12 protein-coding genes are annotated in these 18,296 nt (G+C 59.3%); 3 read left to right on the forward strand and 9 right to left on the reverse strand.

Features of this window, described 5'->3' with window-relative positions; genetic code table 11:
* Positions 1-116 precede the first annotated feature (116 nt).
* A complete protein-coding gene (locus K7H94_RS16605) occupies positions 117-1,526 on the forward strand; it encodes an MFS transporter (RefSeq protein WP_222951363.1) in 1,410 nt (469 codons plus the stop codon).
* Between the two features lie 140 nt (positions 1,527-1,666).
* Here the strand turns inward: K7H94_RS16605 and K7H94_RS16610 are convergent, their stop codons facing one another.
* From K7H94_RS16610 to K7H94_RS16625, 4 genes are all read right to left on the reverse strand, one after another.
* Positions 1,667-5,170, reverse strand: a complete 3,504-nt coding sequence (locus K7H94_RS16610; protein WP_222951364.1) for an Ig-like domain-containing protein — start codon at positions 5,168-5,170, stop codon at positions 1,667-1,669.
* 197 nt (positions 5,171-5,367) lie between these two features.
* Positions 5,368-6,687 (reverse strand): c-type cytochrome, encoded by a 1,320-nt coding sequence (locus K7H94_RS16615; protein WP_222951365.1) that lies wholly within the window; start codon positions 6,685-6,687, stop codon positions 5,368-5,370.
* Between the two features lie 11 nt (positions 6,688-6,698).
* Positions 6,699-8,483, reverse strand: coding sequence for a GMC family oxidoreductase (locus tag K7H94_RS16620; protein WP_222951366.1), 1,785 nt, complete (start codon positions 8,481-8,483; stop codon positions 6,699-6,701).
* Positions 8,484-8,485: 2 nt separating this feature from the next.
* Positions 8,486-9,223, reverse strand: coding sequence for a gluconate 2-dehydrogenase subunit 3 family protein (locus K7H94_RS16625; RefSeq protein WP_136545823.1), 738 nt, complete (start codon positions 9,221-9,223; stop codon positions 8,486-8,488).
* A 294-nt stretch (positions 9,224-9,517) separates the two neighbouring features.
* Between K7H94_RS16625 and sbmA the strand changes: the two genes are divergently transcribed.
* A complete protein-coding gene (gene sbmA, locus K7H94_RS16630) occupies positions 9,518-10,753 on the forward strand; it encodes a peptide antibiotic transporter SbmA (RefSeq protein WP_021507809.1) in 1,236 nt (411 codons plus the stop codon).
* A 202-nt stretch (positions 10,754-10,955) separates the two neighbouring features.
* Here the strand turns inward: sbmA and K7H94_RS16635 are convergent, their stop codons facing one another.
* The 4 genes from K7H94_RS16635 to K7H94_RS16650 form a co-directional block, all read right to left on the reverse strand.
* A complete protein-coding gene (locus tag K7H94_RS16635) occupies positions 10,956-12,596 on the reverse strand; it encodes a dihydroxyacetone kinase subunit DhaK (RefSeq protein ID WP_222951367.1) in 1,641 nt (546 codons plus the stop codon).
* 121 nt (positions 12,597-12,717) lie between these two features.
* Positions 12,718-13,773, reverse strand: coding sequence for a 7-bladed beta-propeller protein YncE (gene yncE, locus K7H94_RS16640; RefSeq protein WP_222951368.1), 1,056 nt, complete (start codon positions 13,771-13,773; stop codon positions 12,718-12,720).
* A gap of 211 nt (positions 13,774-13,984) precedes the next feature.
* A complete protein-coding gene (locus K7H94_RS16645) occupies positions 13,985-14,194 on the reverse strand; it encodes a YdgH/BhsA/McbA family protein (protein ID WP_058757538.1) in 210 nt (69 codons plus the stop codon).
* 291 nt (positions 14,195-14,485) lie between these two features.
* The gene (locus tag K7H94_RS16650; RefSeq protein WP_222951369.1) at positions 14,486-15,673 is read right to left on the reverse strand and encodes an MFS transporter; all 1,188 of its coding nucleotides are present in this window, start codon (positions 15,671-15,673) and stop codon (positions 14,486-14,488) included.
* A gap of 102 nt (positions 15,674-15,775) precedes the next feature.
* Here K7H94_RS16650 and K7H94_RS16655 point away from each other — a divergent pair, with 102 nt between their 5' ends.
* The gene (locus K7H94_RS16655; RefSeq protein WP_021507815.1) at positions 15,776-16,732 is read left to right on the forward strand and encodes an AraC family transcriptional regulator; all 957 of its coding nucleotides are present in this window, start codon (positions 15,776-15,778) and stop codon (positions 16,730-16,732) included.
* 3 nt (positions 16,733-16,735) lie between these two features.
* Here K7H94_RS16655 and K7H94_RS16660 read toward each other — a convergent pair whose 3' ends face one another.
* Complete coding sequence (locus K7H94_RS16660) at positions 16,736-18,280, reverse strand: methyl-accepting chemotaxis protein (protein WP_222951370.1); 1,545 nt, start codon at positions 18,278-18,280, stop codon at positions 16,736-16,738.
* Positions 18,281-18,296 lie beyond the last annotated feature (16 nt).

Consider the following 18,296-nt stretch of genomic DNA (forward strand, 5'->3'; position numbering starts at 1 on the left):
CTCTCGGCAACCCCGGACGAATTGATTATTCTGCTATTTCTTCGCTTGCTAACGGTTAATGATTTCTGACAAACCACCACCGGGCGGATCCTGCAAACACCGAGGTAACAATCATAATGACAACCACCTATTCGACAGGGGTGGCGACCGATCGCATCGCGACCGAACGCCAGACGCTGGCCGGGCGCATCGACGCTCTGCCCTCTTCCGCCGGGCTGTGGCGCTTTATTACGCTGCTGGCGCTCGGCGGCTTCTTCGAGCTGTACGATCTGTTTGAAACCGGCTACATCAGTACCGGGCTGGTGGCCGCAGGCGTGTTCCACACCGGCGCCGCAGGCGTGTTTGGTATCGCCGATCAGGCGGCGTTCGCCTCGGCGACCTTTCTCGGCCTGTTTGTCGGTGCCAGCCTGCTGACGCCCTATGCCGACCGCTTCGGCCGTCGCCTGACCTTTATGTGCGCGCTGGCGTGGTACGGTGCGTTCTCACTGCTGATGGCGTTCCAGCACAGCGCGGAGATGATTATTCTGTGCCGCTTCCTGGTCGGTATCGGTCTGGGCGTCGAGCTGGTGACCATCGATACCTATCTGTCGGAGTGGGTGCCGGCCCATCTGCGCAGCCGCGCGTTTGCCTTCTCTTTTTTCATTCAGTTCCTGTCGGTGCCGACGGTGGCGCTGATGTCCTGGTGGCTGGTACCGCAAACCCTGCTCGGCCTCGAAGGCTGGCGCTGGGTCGTGATCGCCGGTGCGCTGTGCTCGCTGGTGATCTGGTTTATCCGGAAAAATCTGCCGGAGTCGGCGCGCTGGCTGGCGCAGCAGGGGCGGCATCAGGACGCGCACCGGGTGCTGAGCGAGATGGAAAAACGCTGCGGCATCGCGCCGGGAGACGATTTCTCTCAGCGTGATGCGGCGACACAGCTGCCGAAAAAAGGGCGCTTTAGCGAAATCTGGGCACCGGCTTATCGCCAGCGTACGCTGATGCTGGTGGTGATGAACTTCTTCCAGGCGATTGGTTTCTTCGGCTTCGGTAACTGGCTGCCGGCGCTGCTGTCCGGCAAGGGCGCCACCGTTACCCACAGCCTGCTGTACGCCTTTTTCATCACGCTGGCCTATCCGCTCGGCTCGCTGATCTGCAGCCGCTACGCCGACCGGCTGGAAAACAAATGGCAGATCGTTTTTTCATCGCTGATGACGGTGGTGTTCGGCACACTGTTCGCGCTGACCAGCAACCCGCTGCTGATGGTGGTGTGCGGTTTCCTGATCACCTACAGCAACGCCTGGCTCACCTTCAGCTATCACGCGTATCAGACTGAGATCTTCCCGACGCACATTCGTGCGCGCGCCGTGGGCTTCTGCTATTCATTCAGCCGGCTGTCGACCGCTTTCAGCAGTATTTTGATTGGCCTGATTCTGCAGTATGCCGGCAGTCAGGGAGTGATCGTGTTTATCGTGCTGAGCATGCTGATGGTGATGCTGTCGGTCGGGATTTACGGGCCGAAGACGCGGGGACTGGATCTGGAAAACATTTAAACCGGACGGGCGCAGGGTGGGCGGCGGCCGGTTCAGCCCGGCAATGCACACCCTTTGGAGCGGCACGATTCATCGTGCGATAAATCGCGCCGCTACGTCCTGGTGCAAACTTTTGGGGGCGTTTCCGCCCCCCGCCAGATTTACACCAGTTCGGTTTTCACCCCCTCCTGGATCAGCACGTCGGCATCGACGCCGCTGTGGCTGTAAACCTGATATTTCACGCCAGCCACCGTGGTGCTGCCCTGCTGTTTCACCCAATCGCCCACGTCACCGCCGTCGCCGAGGATGTCATCCAGTTTTACCACGTCCTGCGCATCGCCTTTGATCAGCAGCTGGGTTTTGCCGTCTTTCACGAACAGATCCTGACTTCCAACCTGCAGGATATCGTCAACCGCTACGCTCAGGACGTTTTTGCCGTGACCCGTCATATCGATGGTGCTGCCCTGCTTGCCCTGCGCCAGCACATCGCTCAGGGAAACGGCGAATTCATCGCCCACGGTGATGACGGCAGGAACATCAAAGGCGGTGATACCGACATGATCGTCATGCATGCCCCATTCAACGTCACTGATGCGCACGCCGCCCGGATTGTTCACCGAATCCACTTCTGCCGGATTGACGCGCACCACGGCTGAACCGATCAGCTTACCGGCCGGGGCGTGGTACTCGACAATGTCGCTTCGCAGGGTGCCAGGGTGCGCCTTCAGCTCATAGCTGTGCAGCAATTTACCTTGCGTGTCATAGAAATCGATGTAATTGCCTTTGCTGTGCACATAATCCGATTTCAGCACCACTTTCTCCGCCACGCCGTCGAAATCCAGCTTCATCTGGCCGCCACGGCCAACAATGATTTCGCCATGCTTCAGCGTTTTTTGCTCGCCGCCGATATTCGGTCCTTTAATCAGCGTCATTTTCAGACTGTCGTCGATGGTATAACTGACCCCGGTTTTAAAATCGATATAGCGCGGATGACCGTTAGCATCTTTCACCAGATCAGGTTGTCCACGAACCCGGCTGATTTCTTTAACCCCGATGTTATCGATAGCGAAATCGTTGCCGTTACCGTTATTAACCTCATTGGTTACCGCCACGCGAACCACTTCTGTTTTGCTGGCGGTATACAGTCCGCTGAAATGATTCCAGGCAGCATCCAGGCCCATGTTGGGAATCACTTTCTGTCCATTAACGTCCAGACCGATTTTCGGTTTCAGGCTACCGCCAGGAATACGGTAGCCATCAAAATCGAACTGGTAGGTTTTACCCGCTTCGACCTGAATATAGCGATAAACCACTTCTCCTTTGAAGCCGTTGGTGTTTGAACCGTTGGTCATGGAACCCAACTCATAAGAGGAATTGCCTGCGCTCCAGCGCTTAACCGCGATGTTGTCATTTTTGTGATACAGACCGCTGGCGATCCAGCCCTGCTGGGTGCCGTCGTTGAAATTCCACAATAACCCCTTGTGATCGACCTTCGGCGGATCGACATTGATCTCCAGCAGAAAGGTTGGCGCATTCACATCACGAATGGCGCTATCACTGACCTGAAATTGCGTCAGTCCTTTCCACGGCGAGCGATCGTAAGACTGGTAGCTCCAGTTACCCGTAGCATCCGCTGTGACCGAGTCCATTAATACCCAGTGGCCCTCAATATGGCAGCCGAAAATGTACACCACCTTATTGGGTGCAGACGTGCCTTTCAGGGTTGGCGTCATATCATCGGTGATATCACCGCTTTTCAGCTGGCCCTGCTTTGGTCCGCTGTCATCCCACGCAGAAATAATCTCTGTCTTGCCGGAGATTATCGTCAGGTCGAAAACGTCGGCGGCGGCGTCACGCACCGGGCTGTCTGACACCTGGAACTCATATTTGCCAAAGCCGCCGCGTAACGCGCGCACTTCGCTTTGCCAGTGACCATGAGCATCCGCAACGGCGCTGCCGAGCGTCACCCATACTCCGTTCACGTGGCGGGCATAGATATAAACCACGCTGTTTGCTGCAGCATGGCCTTTCAGCGTTGGCGTCAGGTCATCTGTGACATCGCCCTGATGCAGCACGCCGGTCTGCGCGCCAAAATTATCCCAGGCAGAAACGATGCCGGGTTTTTCCGGCACCATGTTGAGACTGAACACCTCGGCGCTGGTGTCGCGATCGGGGGTTTTGGCAGCCTGAAACTCATAAGTGCCGTATCCCCCGCGCAGCGCGCGCACTTCCGTTATCCAGTTGCCCCAGGCATCGGCCTTAACGCTGCCTAACACCACCCAGTGGCCATCAATATGCCGCGCATGGATATACACCATGCTGTTGGCTTCGGCTTTGCCCTGCAGCGTCGGCGCCATGTCATCGGTGATGGCACCATTGATTAATTTGCCCTGCTCGGGCCCGACATTATCGTGCGCCGCGTTGATGGTGGGCTTCAGGCGGGTGCCGTTGTCTGACACATACAGGTCGAAAAGCGGCGCAGCGGGATCGCGCGTCGGGCTGTTACTGGCCTGGAAGTGATACGGGCCGGCACCGCCATCCAGTCGGGCGATTTCCACCTGCCAGTGGCCAAAGGCATCCGCCTGGGTGCTGCCTTTCAGCCACCAGCTGCCGTTTTCGCGCGTGGCATACACATAGACGATACTGTTGGCTTCCGCCGTGCCTTTGAGCGTGGGGGTGAAGTCATCGGTCAGCGCGCCGTTTTCCAGTTTGCCCTGTGCCGGGCCAAAATTATCAAGTGCATACTCAATCTTCACCGGCGCGGTGGGCACCACCGTATAGGTAAACGGCTCGCTCGCATGGCTCAACTCACCACGGTTATTTTGCGCGCGGGTGGTAATGGTGTTTTCACCGTAGCCCAGCAGATCAACGTTGCTCTCCCAGCGCCATTGCCCGTCAATCACCGGTGCCACGCCGACGCGTACCCCGTTGACGTAGATGATGACGTTTTCTGCATCCAGCGGCGCGTTGCCGCTCAGGCGCGGGCTGCGATCGTCGCTTGCGCTACCGGCTTTGATCACACCGGTATTCACCCCTTCATTATCAAATACTTCCAGCAGCTGCGGCTTATCGATGCGCGGCGTATTGACGAACAGCGTATAGACCGGGGAATCGACACTCACCTGACCAAATTTGTCGGTGGCGGTGACGGACAGGCGCTGTTCACCGTCGCTCAGTGCCGGCGTAATGGTCCACTGACCATTTTTCGCCGCCTGCACGCTGCCAGTCAGCACGCCGTTGCTGTACAGGCGGACAATGCTGTCCGGCTCGGCATAACCGGAAATAGCTGGCGTTTTATCATCGGTGAAGCCTTTATTGCCAACCGGGCCCTGCACCGGTCCAAAATCATCCAGTACGCGCATAATCGCCGGCATATCGGGCGGGCTGAGATCGACTTCCAGCCGCGTCTGGAACGGAATCCCGGCGTTGCCGGCCCGGTCGAAAAAGCGCACGGTGAGATTGTGGCTCCCCTCTTCCAGCCGCAGCGGCAGCTGATACTCCCAGCTGCCATCGGCCTGAACCTGGGTGGTAAACAGCTGGCCGTTAATGGCAAATTCGATATAGCTGACGCTCTTATCCTCAATCACCCCTTTCCAGTACTGATAAGGTGAATTGACGTAGTTCTCCTGCCCCGGTTTGGTCGGGTCGTAATAGCCTACAGACATATGGTCATCCTTTTCGCCAGAGTTAATATCGTTAAAGTAACGCTTAATAAGCGGCAGGGATTTTTAAACGCAGGGGAAGGAATCTCTTACAAGAAACGTCTGAAAGGAAAATCTAAGATAATGAATTTTAGTGGGATTTTTCGCACCCTTCAGGCCATGAACCGCGCCATGACCTGAAGGAAATGCTTAAGACAGACTTACTGCTTTTCCAGCACCCGGATATCCGCGCTGCCCTGTTTTGGCTGCACGCTGTCATCCTGGCGCAGTTTCGCCACCTGTTTCGCCGTGACTTTGGTCTGCACGCCGTTGCCCCAGCTGCTGCGGATAAAGTTCACCACATCCGCCACCTGACTGTCGTTCAGACGCCAGCCAAACGCCGGCATGGTGATCGCGGTCGGTGCGCCTTGCACGCCCGGCAGCGTGCCGCCGACCAGTGCGATGTGAATCAGCGACGTCGGATCCTCTGCCATCACCACCGGATTCCCGCGCAGTGCCGGGTAGAAGCGTTGATAGCCGCTGCCGTCGGTTTTATGACACGCCGCACAGCTGTCGACATACACGCCGGCACCCGGCTGGCTGTCGTCACCTTTCCACAGCGCCCGGGCCACTGCGTCATCCTCACGGAACACCGCCTGAGACGGATCTTTCGCACCCAGCGATTTCAGGTAACGGGCAATCGCGCTGATATCCGCATCGCTGAGATACTGCAGGCTGTGCTGCACCACCTCGGTCATGCCACCAAACGCCGCCGTGTGATCGTTACGGCCATAGCGCAGGAACTGCTGCAGATCCGCTTCGCTCCAGCGCCCCAGGCCATCGCGGTTGTCACCGCGCAGGTTGCTGGCGGTCCAGCCGTCAATCGGCGCGCTGCTGCCGGCAAGATAATCATTGCCCTGGCCGTTATTCAGCGCCTTCTCCTGCATGGTGAAGCTGCGCGGTGTGTGGCAGGCACCACAGTGGCCCAGCCCTTCCACCAGATAGCGACCGCGCGCCAGCGCCGGATCTTCCTGCGCGGCCGGCTGAAACGCCTTCACATCTGGCGCAAACAGGCCGCGCCAGATCGCCAGCGGCCAGCGCATCGACAGCGGCCACGGAATATCGCTCTCTTTGTTAGCCTGCGCCACCGGTGCCACGCCGTGCATGAAGTAGGCATACAGCGCCTTCATGTCGTCATCGCTGACCACCGCATAAGATGGATAGGGCATCGCCGGATAGAGCGTGTCGCCGTTTTTCGCCACGCCATGACGCACCGCTTTCTGGAAGTCGTCATAGCTGTAGTCACCAATGCCGGTTGCCTTATCCGGCGTGATATTGGTGGAGTAGATGGTGCCAATCGGCGTCGCCATCGGCAGGCCGCCGGCAAACGGTTTGCCGCCTGCGGTGCTGTGGCAGGCGACGCAGTCACCGGCGCGCGCCAGATACTCACCGCGCTGCACCAGCGCATCGGCGGCGGTGTCCTCCGCCAGCGCGGCGAACGACAGGGTGCCCAGCAACAGGGCTGTTAAACTTTTGATCATCGCCATGTTCCTTATGCCTGTACCAGCGGGCCGGGGTTCTTCAGATACTGTTCACGAATCGCTTTAGCGGACCAGTAGCTCAGGGCCGCCACCATGCCGGTGGGGTTGTAGCCCAGTCCCTGCGGGAAGGCAGAAGCGCCGGCGACAAATACGTTCGGCACATCCCAGCTTTGCAGATAGCGGTTCACCGCGCTGGTTTTAGGATCTTCTCCCATGATGGCGCCGCCGCTCATGTGTGTGGTCTGGTACACGGTGGTATCGAAATGGGCACCCGGCCCTTTCGCGCCGCCAATGATCATCTTCGGATTCATCGCTTCGGTGATTTTGCGCATCTTGCCGATCATGAACTGCGCCATTTTGATGTCGTTGTCCTGCCAGTCAAAGGTCATACGCAGCAGCGGCTGGCCGTAAGCATCTTTGTAGTTGGGATCGAGATCGAGGTAGTTAGCGCGATACGACTGGTGCGCACCGTGCGCATCCATCGACACGTGATGGTTATAGGTATCCGCCACCGCCGCTTTCCACTGGCTGCCCCAGTTCGGCGTGCCCTTTGGCGTCGGCAGGCCGGAGATCGGCTTGGTGCCCGCCTGGTTGACCCAGAACGGTGAACCGCCGACAAAGCCGTACGGGCCATGGTCAAAGTTATCGGCGTTGTAATCATCCACCGCCACGCCGGCGCCACCGGCACCGATGAACGGATTGGTGGTGGTGTTTTTATCAAACAGCGCCTTCAGCGTGGAGATGTTCTGGTAGGCAAAGTTACGGCCGACCACACCCTCGTTGCTGATAGGGTTGTACGGCTTGCCAATGCCGGATAGCAGCATCAGGTGCACGTTGTGGAACTGGAAGGCGGAGAGGATCACCAGATCCGCCGGCTGCTCTACTTCACGTCCCTGACCGTCCAGATAGGTGACGCCGGTCGCGCGTTTTTTATCGTCGGTCAGGTTGACGCGCAGCACATACGCGTTGTTGCGCAGCTCAAACTTCGGCTCCTGGCGCAGCGCGGGCAGAATGTTAACGTTCGGCGACGCTTTGGAGTACATGTAGCAGGCGTAGCCGCTGCAGTAGCCGCAGAAGTTACACGGCCCCATCTGCGCGCCGTAAGTATTGGTGTAAGGACCGGAAGTGTTGGCCGACGGCATATCGTAAGGGTGATAACCCACCGACTCCGCCGCCTGGGCAAACAGCTGGGCCGACCAGGTGCGCTTCTGCGCGGGCAGCGGGAAGTCGCTGGAGCGATCCGGCGCATACGGGTTGCCGCCTTTCTCTTTGCCCACCACTTTACCCTTGATTGACCAGGCGCTGCCGGAGGTGCCGAACACTTTTTCCGCCTGATCGAAGAACGGTTCCAGCTCGTCATAGCTGACGCCGAAATCCTGAATGGTCATGCCTTCCGGGATAAAGTTTTTGCCGTAACGCTGCTCGTAGTGACTGCGCAGGTTCAGCTCGACCGGGTCGACGCGGAAGTGCACGCCCGACCAGTGCAGGCCAGCGCCGCCGGTGCCGGTGCCCGGCAGGAATGCCGCCAGCTGACGATACGGTACGGCGGTTTGTGAGGCATCGTGACGGATAGTTACGGTGCTTTTTGACAGATCCTGGAACAGCTTTTTGCGGATGTTATAAGTCAGTTCATCAATCGACTGTGGATAGGATCCATCCGGATAGGTATCGCGATGCGGCCCGCGCTCCAGCGCCACCACATGCAGACCGGCCTCGGTCAGCTCTTTCGCCATGATCGCCCCGGCCCAGCCAAAACCGACGATCGCCACATCCACTTTTTTTAACGCATTTGCCACGGTTACGCCCTCTCGCCGCGAATATCAACTGACGGGAACGGATAACGTTCGCCGCGCTCTACCCAATCCATAAAGTCGGCGCGTGCACCGGGGAAGCCGATCAGCTTCCAGCCCACCATGCCCTGATTGCCGCCGTGGATCGGATCGCTGAAGTAGCCCTCGCGGGTGTTTTGCAACAGAAAGGCGAAGAAGGTTTTGGCCGGCACCTGCGGGAATTGCGCGCTGCCGTTTTCGAAGGCGCTCAGCAGCGCGTCCTGCTGCGTGGGCGTCAGCTCAGCAAATACCTTGCCGTGCTGCTGTTTGCTCCAGCCATCGGCATCGGCCAGGCCGAGACGGTAGATCTGCTGCGGCACCAGCGGCAGCTGATAGCCGAGCTCTTTCGGCAGATCCGGATTGAACGGTCCCTGCATATACCAGTTGCTGCCGGTGGCATACGGCGTATTCATCTGGCGATCGATAAACTCCGGTACGCCGGCTTCCAGCGCGCCAGGACCGCGTTCATCGTTGGGGATCAGGCGCGCCACGGCGGCTTTGATGAAGGCAAACTCTTCGGCGGTAAACCACACCGGTTGATATTCGCGCGCCTGCTGCGGCGCAGCGGCTGTAGACGCTGCCGCACCGGCGGCCATTGGCGCGACCAGTGCGCCCATCGCCGTACTGCCTACCGCCATTGCCGGCGCCAGGGTAATGGTTCTCAGCAGGAAATCCCGGCGAGTGTGACCCTTTTTTTCTTCTGACATGACATTGCCTCATTACCGCATATAATGCGGCATGAAAGTTAAGTAGTTGCGTTGTAATGATTTTTATTGGCGTTTTAAGGGATACAGCAAGACTGTTACCGGTAACAGTTGGCATAGTGTAACACCATCGCCGTTAATAATTTAGTTTCCCGAAACAAATGAGCACAAAAAACTTAACAACTAACTCTGCCGCTTTACATAAATGCGGCGATGCTGTCATCGTCGGATACAACCGACAACAGACAGATAAATGCCGGAAGCGGTATAAAGAGTACACACAACAGCGGAGTGCCTATGTTTAAGTCCTATTTTCCGCGGCCGGCGCTGTTTTTCAGCTCGGCCGCGATTTGGAGCCTGATTGCCATTTTTGCCTGGTTTGGCTTTTTCAATGATTTTCCGGCGCGCTTTCCCGCTTTGCAGGCGGCGATGCAGCAGCCGCTGCCGACCAACGCCAGCCGCTTTATCCACGCCAGCCAGCTGTGGTTTTATGCCTATTACTGGATCATGGGCGGCGCCTTTGCGCTGGTGTGGCGCATCATCGACAACCATCCGTGGCAGCGCTGGTCGGTATGGGGATCGTTACTGATTATCTTTGTCACCTGGTTTGGCGTGCAGGTAGGCGTCGGCGTTAACGCCTGGTATGGTCCGTTTTACGACATGATTCAGCAGGCGCTGACCAAAGCCGGCTCGGTGAGCATCAATCAGTTCTATGTGCAGGTGCTGGCGTTTCTCGGCATTGCGCTGATCGCGGTAGTGATCGGCGTGATGAACTCGTTTTTCGTCAGCCACTGGGTGTTCCGCTGGCGTACCGCGATGAACAACTACTACATGCATAACTGGCAGCGCCTGCGTCTGGTAGAAGGTGCCGCACAGCGTGTGCAGGAAGACACCATGCGCTTCGCCAGTACGCTGCAGGACTGGGGCATCAGCTTTATCCAGGCCATCATGACGCTGGTGGCGTTTCTGCCGGTACTGGTGACGCTATCGCATCATGTGAAAGAAGTGCCGATCCTCGGCAATATCCCTTATGCGCTGGTGATCGCCGCGCTGCTGTGGTCGCTGTTTGGTACCGCGCTGCTGGCGCTGGTGGGGATTAAACTGCCGGGGCTGGAGTTCCGCAATCAGCGGGTGGAAGCCGCGTACCGTAAAGAACTGGTGTACGGCGAGGACGATCCGCAGCGCGCCGCGCCGCCTACGGTGCAGGAGCTGTTCAGCCGCGTGCGTCACAACTATTTCCGCCTCTATTTCCACTATCTCTATTTCAACATCACGCGCATTCTCTATCTGCAGGTGGACAATGTGTTCGGGCTGTTCGTGCTGTTCCCCTCGATTGTTGCGGGCACCATCACGCTGGGGCTGCTTAACCAGATCACCAACGTGTTCGACCAGGTGCGCTCCTCCTTCCAGTATCTGATCACCTCGTGGTCCACGCTGATTACGCTGATGTCGATCTATAAACGTCTGCGCAGCTTCGAGCAAATTCTGCAGGATATTCCGCACGACGAAATGCTGCGCGAAGCCTCGGAGTAAGCGGAAAAAGCTGGGCGGCAGGAGCGCGCGCTATACTCCGACATCACTCCGGACAGTCCCCTCTCCCGCCCGCGGGAGAGGATTAGGGTGAGGGCCGGGTGCAGACCTGCACTGTACTCCGACATCGCTCAGAACAGTCCCCTCTCCCGCCTGCGGGAGAGGGTTAGGGTGAGGGCGAACCCCGCACCCATCCGCCCCATCCTCAGCCCGCCAGCACCCCAAACACCCTCTCGATGGCGTACGCGCCCGGATCCTTCACGCCATCCAGGCTCTGCTGATTGAGATAAGCCGAACGACCTGCCTTCGCACTCTGCATCTGCGCCGTCGCGTCGGCGCCCCGTTGCGCCGCCGCCGCCGCCGCAGCCAGCGACTCTCCGGCCGCTAACGCCTCCAGTGCCGGCTGCAGCGCATCCACCAGGGTGCGATGTCCCGGCTGCGCGCCGCCGTAGTGCTTCATCCGTTTCAGCCCGTGCATCAGCGCCTGCGGCAGCGTGCTGCCCTCCTCCAGCTGCTGTCCGGCCGAAGTAAACAGAATCGACATCAGCACGCCGCTCGATCCGCCCATCACCGTCGCCAGCTGTTCGCCCACCAGCGCCAGCAGCGTAGGCAGCTCATCCAGCGGCAACTGCTGTTCACGCAGGCCGCGCTGGATTTTCTTCGCGCCGGCGGCAAAGGTCGAGCCGGTATCGCCATCGCCGACTTTGGCATCCAGCGCATTCAGCTCGCTCTCCAGATCGATCAGCGTCTGCGTCACGCGCTCAACCACCTGCGCCACTTCAGCGTTATCGGAAGGATCGAAATCCAGCACGCTGCCGATGCGTTCAGCGCGCTGCAGGCTGATGGGCGCAAAGTCGTACATTGGCGTCCAGCCCAGCACCTGCACCGGCGCATGCAGCGCCTCGAAAAACGCCTCTTCCAGCGCCAGCAGCGTCAGCGAAAACCCTTTCATATCCAGCGCGCTGACCAGGGTTGCCGGGCCAATTAAATGGGTGATGCGTGCCGCCAGCGGCGACTGCAGTACTTCGCGCGTGAGCAGCGCCAGCTCCAGCTGGGAAAAGCCGCCGAGATTGTTGATCATCAACAGCGCCTGTTTGCCGTCGGGCAGCGCCTGCGCCAGCTGATCGGTCATGATGCTGGTAATTTTACGGCTGTTTTGCGTATCCAGCGTGATCACGCCCGGCTCACCGTGAATGCCCATCCCCAGCTCGCTGTGACCGGCTGCCACACGATCGTCGCGCTTTTCACCCGGAATATGACAGGTGGCAAACGCCAGGCCGATAGAGGACGTGGCGTCGATGGTGCGCTGCGCCAGCGCTTTTACCTCGTCAAGCGATTGGCCGTGCTCCGCAGCGAAGCCGGCGATTTTGTGCACCAGCACGGTGCCGGCAATGCCGCGTGGCTGCGGGTTCTCCGGCAGTGCGATATCGTCCTGCACCATCACCAGCTCCACCTTGTAACCGAGATTTTTCGCCTTCTCCGCGGCGAGACCAAAGTTGAGGCGGTCACCGGTGTAATTCTTCACAATCAGCAGACAGCCCGCCTCACCGGTGACGTTAACGATGGCGTTCAGCACCGCATCAACGCTCGGCGAGGCGAAGATATCGCCGCACACCGCAGCGGTCAGCATCCCTTTGCCGACAAAGCCCGCGTGCGCTGGTTCGTGGCCGGAGCCACCACCGGAAATCAGTGCGACTTTGCTTTTATCCCAGTCCGAACGCACCACCACGCGAATCTCATCGCCCAGATCGAGACGGGTCAGGTTGTGCCACGGTGTGCTGAGTAACACGCCTTCGATCGCTTCGTTCACCAGATCGTTTTTTTCATGCATAAAAAACTGGCTCATTGCACTCTCCCCTTAGGTGTTGTCGTCCTAAAGGTAGCGTAAGCCGGGCGGGAAAGGGGGGATCAAGGCCGGAAATGCAAAGGGCGACACACGTCGCCCCTGAGTTTCGGATAATTACGCCCTACAGCGCGATGCGTAACACGCTGTCCGGGTTTTTTGGCGGTTCCTTGCGTGAGCCCGGCTGCTTGATGCTGACGAACAGCGTGTTGCCATCGGCGGAGAGCGCCAGGCTGTTCGGCAGGCCCGGCGCTTTCACCGTGCGTTTCACTTTATAGCTGCTGGCATCGATGATGCTGATCTCACCGGCTTTACGGTGCGTGACATACAGCTCGTCACGGTCAGCATTGAACAGCACCGCCAGCGATTCCGGTACCTCAATACGCTGAATCACCTGCTGTGTCCGGGTATCCAGCACCAGCACCTGTGGCTGCTTCGCATCGCTGAGGAAAGCGCGGTGGCCTTTGCTATCCAGCGCAATATTCAGGAAAAAGTGCTCTTTATCACCGTCAATTTTCTGACGCTTTTCAATCGCGTTCAGGCGGGTATTGATGGTGACCAGCTCGCCATCGGCATTGGTGACATACAGTTTCTGCGCGGCAGCATCCAGTGCCAGCCCGGTGCCCATTTTGCCGGTATTCGGGATAGTGCTGATGAGCTGTAGCGTTTTGCCGTCCACCACCCACACCACGCTTTGCGCACCGAGACCGGTGATGTACACGCGATTGGTTAGCGCATCCGCGACCAGTTCACGCGGCTGCAGCGGACGAACCGTGTCACCGCGCTTGCGGCCATCCAGCACCAGCGTGTTGATCACCTCACCGCTGCTGGCATCCACTGCCGTCAGCGCACCGTTAACCGTGTTGCCAAAGTACAGCACGTTGGTGTGCTGATTGATGGCGGCACCAAAGGTCTTCAGCTCAGTGCTGATGGTTTGTTTCACCGCCAGATTCTGCGGATCGAGACGGTACACGGTACCGCCCTGCGGATTGCCGGCGTTTTGCGCCGTGGCGAGGAACAGCGCGTTGTCGCTGTTGCTGAAGGCCAGTTCGTAGGCACCTTTGGCGATCGGCTGATTGAGCGGCTGCGTTTCCGCCGCCTGCAGCGCGCTGCAGGACAGCAGCGCCGTGGCCACCAGTAGCGGACGCAGCGCCCACTGCATTGTTTTATTCGCTTTCATAACTTCTCCATAGCAAAACCACCGCCGTGCGGCAGTGAAATGAAAGCCCGACATTGCAACCAATAGGAAATTCAGCCCGAGGCGAGCCGATAAGGATGTTAGTTTTTGCGAATAATAATCATTTATGCGGAAAAGGGACAGGATTTTATGGCGTTAGCAACGCCGCCAGGGCGCCCGAAGGCACCCTGTCAGCACAGAGGGTAAGGCAAACTTATTGGGTCAGTTCTGCGGTCATGTGAACGCCGTTGTTGAAGTTGGCTTCAGTCACTTTGTAGGAAGCACCAAGTTCCTGTGCTTTAGCAGCGATTTGCGCTTCAGCACCGTCAAGCGTAGAGGCGGTAGCGGTCACGCTTTGCGCGAAGCTGGCAAATGGCAGAACAGAGAGAGCAATAACAGCAGCAAAAGTTTTGATGGTTTTCATGGTCATTTCCTTAATGATGTTTGGTTGAATAAGGCGACATCGCCTTGATAAGAGATATAGTAGGCCGGAAACCGATCAAAAAAAAGCGCAGAGATTTGCCTAAGTCATTCGAATATTTTGACTATAAAAAGCACATTTAGCGCAACCTGTGCGCAAAGGGTTAAAAAACCACAATTTGATTAAAAGGCAGGATTTATTGCTGTGATTGGTGAGACCAGGCATACGCGGCAAAAGCGGCGCCGCGACACACCCTGAAGCGTGTCGCGGCGCGCCTGATGGCGGTAAACGGATTTAACCGTGATGCCGCACGCGGGTAAAGATGGTGATGGCGGCCAGCAGCATCAGCACGCCGCTGGCAAGGAAGACGCCGCCCGCGCCCTGCAAATCGAACATCCAGCCACCGGCTGCCGCACCGGCGGTAATCGCCAGCTGAATAGTGGCCACCAGCAGACCGCCGCCCGATTCGGCGTCGTCCGGCACCGCGCGCGACAGCCAGGTTGACCAGCCAGTCGGCATTGAACCAAACGCCAGCCCCCACAGCGCGACGCCGCTCGCCACCAGCCAGGAGACGTGGCCAAAGCTCACCAGCAGCACCGCCGTCACGCTCATCACCAGCGCCATGCCGGTCAGCGTCAGCGACACGCTGCGCGTCACCAGCCACGCGGCCAGCGAGGTGCCGAAGAAGTTCGCCACGCCGAACGCCAGCAGCACCAGCGACAGCTGATTCACACTCAGCTGCGCGCTGGTTTCCAGGAACGGACGCAGATAGGTAAAGAAGGCGAAATGGCCGGTAAACATCATGATCACCGCCAGCATGCCCCAGCGCATCACGCTCTGACGCAGCAGGTCCAGCACGCCGCCGCTGCGCGCTTTGTTCTCCGGCGGCATCGACGGCAGGGTGAAGAACTGCCAGAACAGCGCCAGCACGCCCAAAACACCGGTCAGCAGGAAGATATTACGCCAGCCAATCAGCCCGCCAAGATAGCTGCCCAGCGGCGCGGCAATGATGGTGGCCAGCGAAATACCGCTGAACACAATCGACAGCGCGCGCGGCACCTGATCGGCGGGCACCAGCCGCATGGTAATGGCGGTCGACAGCGTCCAGAAGCCGCCAATCGCCATGCCGAGCAGCACGCGCGCCAGTAAAATCATCGGCAGATTTTCGGCAAACGCCACAAGTAGCGCCGAGGCGATGAGCAGCAACGTGAACGCCAGCATCACCAGGCGGCGGTCGAGGCGGCGCGTGACGTTACCAATCACCAGGCTGGTCAGCAGCGCCACCAGCGCGGTAACCGTGACCGTCTGGCCCGCCTGCCCTTCGCTGACGCGCAGCGAGTCGGCAATCGGTGTCAGCAAGCTCACCGGCAGAAATTCTGCGGTGATCAGGCCGAAGACGCCAAACGCCATGGCGAACACCGCGCCCCATGCGGGTTTCTCTACCGCAATGCTTGTTTCCACTACTTCAGTATCCAGACTCATCTGCGATCCCCATCACAAAATATCAGGCTGTAAGCATAGAGAGACGACGCAAGACGATCTATGATACAGAAACTTTGTTTTTTGATAATTCGTCTGGATTGTATGAGCCGCTATGAAGATTTGACCAGCGAACTGCTGATGGGCATGCGCCTGTACGGCGTCAAATATCAGCGCATCGCGCTGCATGCGCCGTTTGGCCTGCAATATGATGACGCGCCGGGCAAGGCACAGCTGCATTTTGTTGGCCGCGGCTCGCTGCTGATTCGCTCCGCTTCCGGCACCGTCTATCCGCTGCAGGCGGGCGATGCACTGCTGATTCCGCACGGTAAGCCGCACGCGCTAATCTCCGGCGAAGATGCGGTGTGCGTGCCGATCGCCACGTTTAACAGCAAACCCATCTGTGACAGCGTGTGCGCGATTAACGATGCGCCGGACGCGGATGCCTGCCCGGACGACAGCGATGTGATTTTATTCAGCGCCTGCATGGCGTTTGAGCTGGGCGGCATGCAGCCGCTGGTGCACACCATGCCGGATGTGATGCTGGTCAGCACACTGCTGGCGCAATACCCGGAAATCCAGCCGATTCTGGATGCCATGGAGCGTGAAACGCGTCAGCGCAAAGCGGGCTTTGCCGGCATTTTGTCGCGGCTGGCCGATGTGGTGGCGGCGCAAATTGTGCGGGGCTGGGTGGAGAATGGCTGTGGCCAGGGCAGCGGGCTGGTGCAGGCTCTGCGCGATCCGCGCCTCAGCCTGGCGATGGCGGCCATGCACCGCGCGCCCGGCGAAAACTGGACGGTGGAGCGGCTGGCGCGCGAATCCGGCAGCTCACGCTCGGTGTTTGCCGCGCGCTTTCAAAACGCCACCGGCATGACGCCGCTGCGCTACCTCACCGAACTGCGCATGCGTCTGGCGGTGGAGCGCATAGTTAACGATGGCGAAGCGGTGGAGAGCGTGGCGTTCCACCTCGGTTACGGTTCACTGGCCGCCTTCAGTCGCGCCTTCAAACGCATTGTCGGCACACCGCCCGGCGCGCTGCGCGCCGGACGTGAAGCGTCGTGAAACTTAGCGAAACACGCTGATCGCTTCAACCAGCCGGTTGGCCTGATGCGCCATTCGGCCAGAGGCTTCTGCGCCTTCCGCCACGCGCGCCGCGTTCTGATGGGTGATGTCGTCGAGATCCTCCACCGCGCTACTGACTTCGCTCAGCGCGATGGATTGTTCGGCCGTCGCTGCGCTGATTTGCGCGATCAGGGCGGTGACATTCTGCACCTGATCGACAATCGCCTGCATCGTGTGGCCGGCCGCATCGGCGTGATCGCTGCCCGACTGCACGCGGCCGGCGCTGGTTTCCACCAGGTTTTTGATCTCGCTGGCGGCTTTGGCGCTGCGCTGTGCCAGATTGCGCACCTCGCCCGCTACCACCGCAAAGCCTTTACCCTGCTCACCGGCACGTGCCGCTTCCACCGCCGCGTTCAGCGCCAGAATATTGGTCTGGAAAGCGATGCCGTCAATCACGCTGGTGATGTTGGCGATACGCTTCGAGCTGTCGGCAATTTCCGCCATCATGCCGACCATCTCCTGCATCACTTCACCGCCTTTGATCGCCGCTGCGCTGGTGCTGGCCGACAGCGTATTTACTTCACTGGCAGTTTCCGTGTTGCTTTTGACCGTGGCGGTCATTTCGTTCATGGTCGCCGCCGTTTGCTGCACGTTCGCCGCCGCCTGCTCGGTGCGACGGCTCAGTTCATCATTGCTGCGCGCGATGGCGTCGCTGGCGCTCAGGACGTTGATCGCCTGGCCGCTGACGTCATCCACCAGCCAGCGGAACATCAGGCCCAGCTGGCCGATAGCGCGCTGCGTCATGCCGATCTCATCCACCCGATCGATGTGCTCGACTTTGTGGCTGGCGCCGGTGGCCACGCTCAGCGCCTGACGGCACATGCGCTCCATCGGGCGCGAGATCTGCTGATCCAGCCACAGGCTGGCCAGCAGCAGCAGCCCGGCCATGCCGCCGCTGAAGCAGCCGATCGCCAGCGGTGCCATGCCCAGCAGCCAGACGCTCAGCACCGACAACGGCAGCAGCGCGATCAGCGTACTGCGGATGCGCCAGCGCAGCGGCAGCGTTTTCAGCACTGAGGTCAGTCGCCGCCAGCCGCTGCCGACAATCAGCCCTTTATGAAAGCGACGCCCTTTGGCACGCCCTTCACGAAAATCACGGTACAGCGCCTCGCACTGACGGACCTCCTCCGCCGACGGTTTGGTGCGTACCGACATATAGCCCTGCAGCTTGCCCTCGCGCACCACCGGAATAGCATTGGCGCGCACCCAGTAGTGATCGCCATTCTTGCGCCGGTTCTTGACCAGCGCGGTCCAGGGTTCGCCCTGCTTCAGCGTGCTCCACATATCGGCGAACGCTTCCGGCGGCATATCCGGATGACGCACCATGTTGTGCGGCTGGCCGTTGACCTCTTCCGGGCTGAATCCGCTGACCTCAATAAAGGCGTCGTTGGCGTAGGTGATGTGGCTGTTGAGATCGGTGGTCGACATCAGCGTGGCGCGATCGTCGAAGACGAATTCACGCTGGGTGATGGGCTGGTTATTACGCATGTGTGAGTCCTTGCAA

The sequence above is a fragment of the Pantoea dispersa genome, assembly GCF_019890955.1.
GTDB classification, from domain to species: Bacteria; Pseudomonadota; Gammaproteobacteria; order Enterobacterales; family Enterobacteriaceae; genus Pantoea; species Pantoea dispersa.

What these genes read in the sequence shown, in the direction of transcription:
- K7H94_RS16660 (WP_222951370.1), bottom strand. Translation starts at nt 18,280, where the DNA reads ATGCGTAATAACCAGCCCATCACCCAGCGTGAATTCGTCTTCGACGAT.
- K7H94_RS16625 (WP_136545823.1), bottom strand. Translation starts at nt 9,223, where the DNA reads ATGTCAGAAGAAAAAAAGGGTCACACTCGCCGGGATTTCCTGCTGAGA.
- K7H94_RS16615 (WP_222951365.1), bottom strand. Translation starts at nt 6,687, where the DNA reads ATGATCAAAAGTTTAACAGCCCTGTTGCTGGGCACCCTGTCGTTCGCC.
- K7H94_RS16645 (WP_058757538.1), bottom strand. Translation starts at nt 14,194, where the DNA reads ATGAAAACCATCAAAACTTTTGCTGCTGTTATTGCTCTCTCTGTTCTG.
- K7H94_RS16650 (WP_222951369.1), bottom strand. Translation starts at nt 15,673, where the DNA reads ATGAGTCTGGATACTGAAGTAGTGGAAACAAGCATTGCGGTAGAGAAA.
- K7H94_RS16605 (WP_222951363.1), top strand. Translation starts at nt 117, where the DNA reads ATGACAACCACCTATTCGACAGGGGTGGCGACCGATCGCATCGCGACC.
- sbmA (WP_021507809.1), top strand. Translation starts at nt 9,518, where the DNA reads ATGTTTAAGTCCTATTTTCCGCGGCCGGCGCTGTTTTTCAGCTCGGCC.
- yncE (WP_222951368.1), bottom strand. Translation starts at nt 13,773, where the DNA reads ATGAAAGCGAATAAAACAATGCAGTGGGCGCTGCGTCCGCTACTGGTG.
- K7H94_RS16655 (WP_021507815.1), top strand. Translation starts at nt 15,776, where the DNA reads ATGAGCCGCTATGAAGATTTGACCAGCGAACTGCTGATGGGCATGCGC.
- K7H94_RS16610 (WP_222951364.1), bottom strand. Translation starts at nt 5,170, where the DNA reads ATGTCTGTAGGCTATTACGACCCGACCAAACCGGGGCAGGAGAACTAC.
- K7H94_RS16635 (WP_222951367.1), bottom strand. Translation starts at nt 12,596, where the DNA reads ATGAGCCAGTTTTTTATGCATGAAAAAAACGATCTGGTGAACGAAGCG.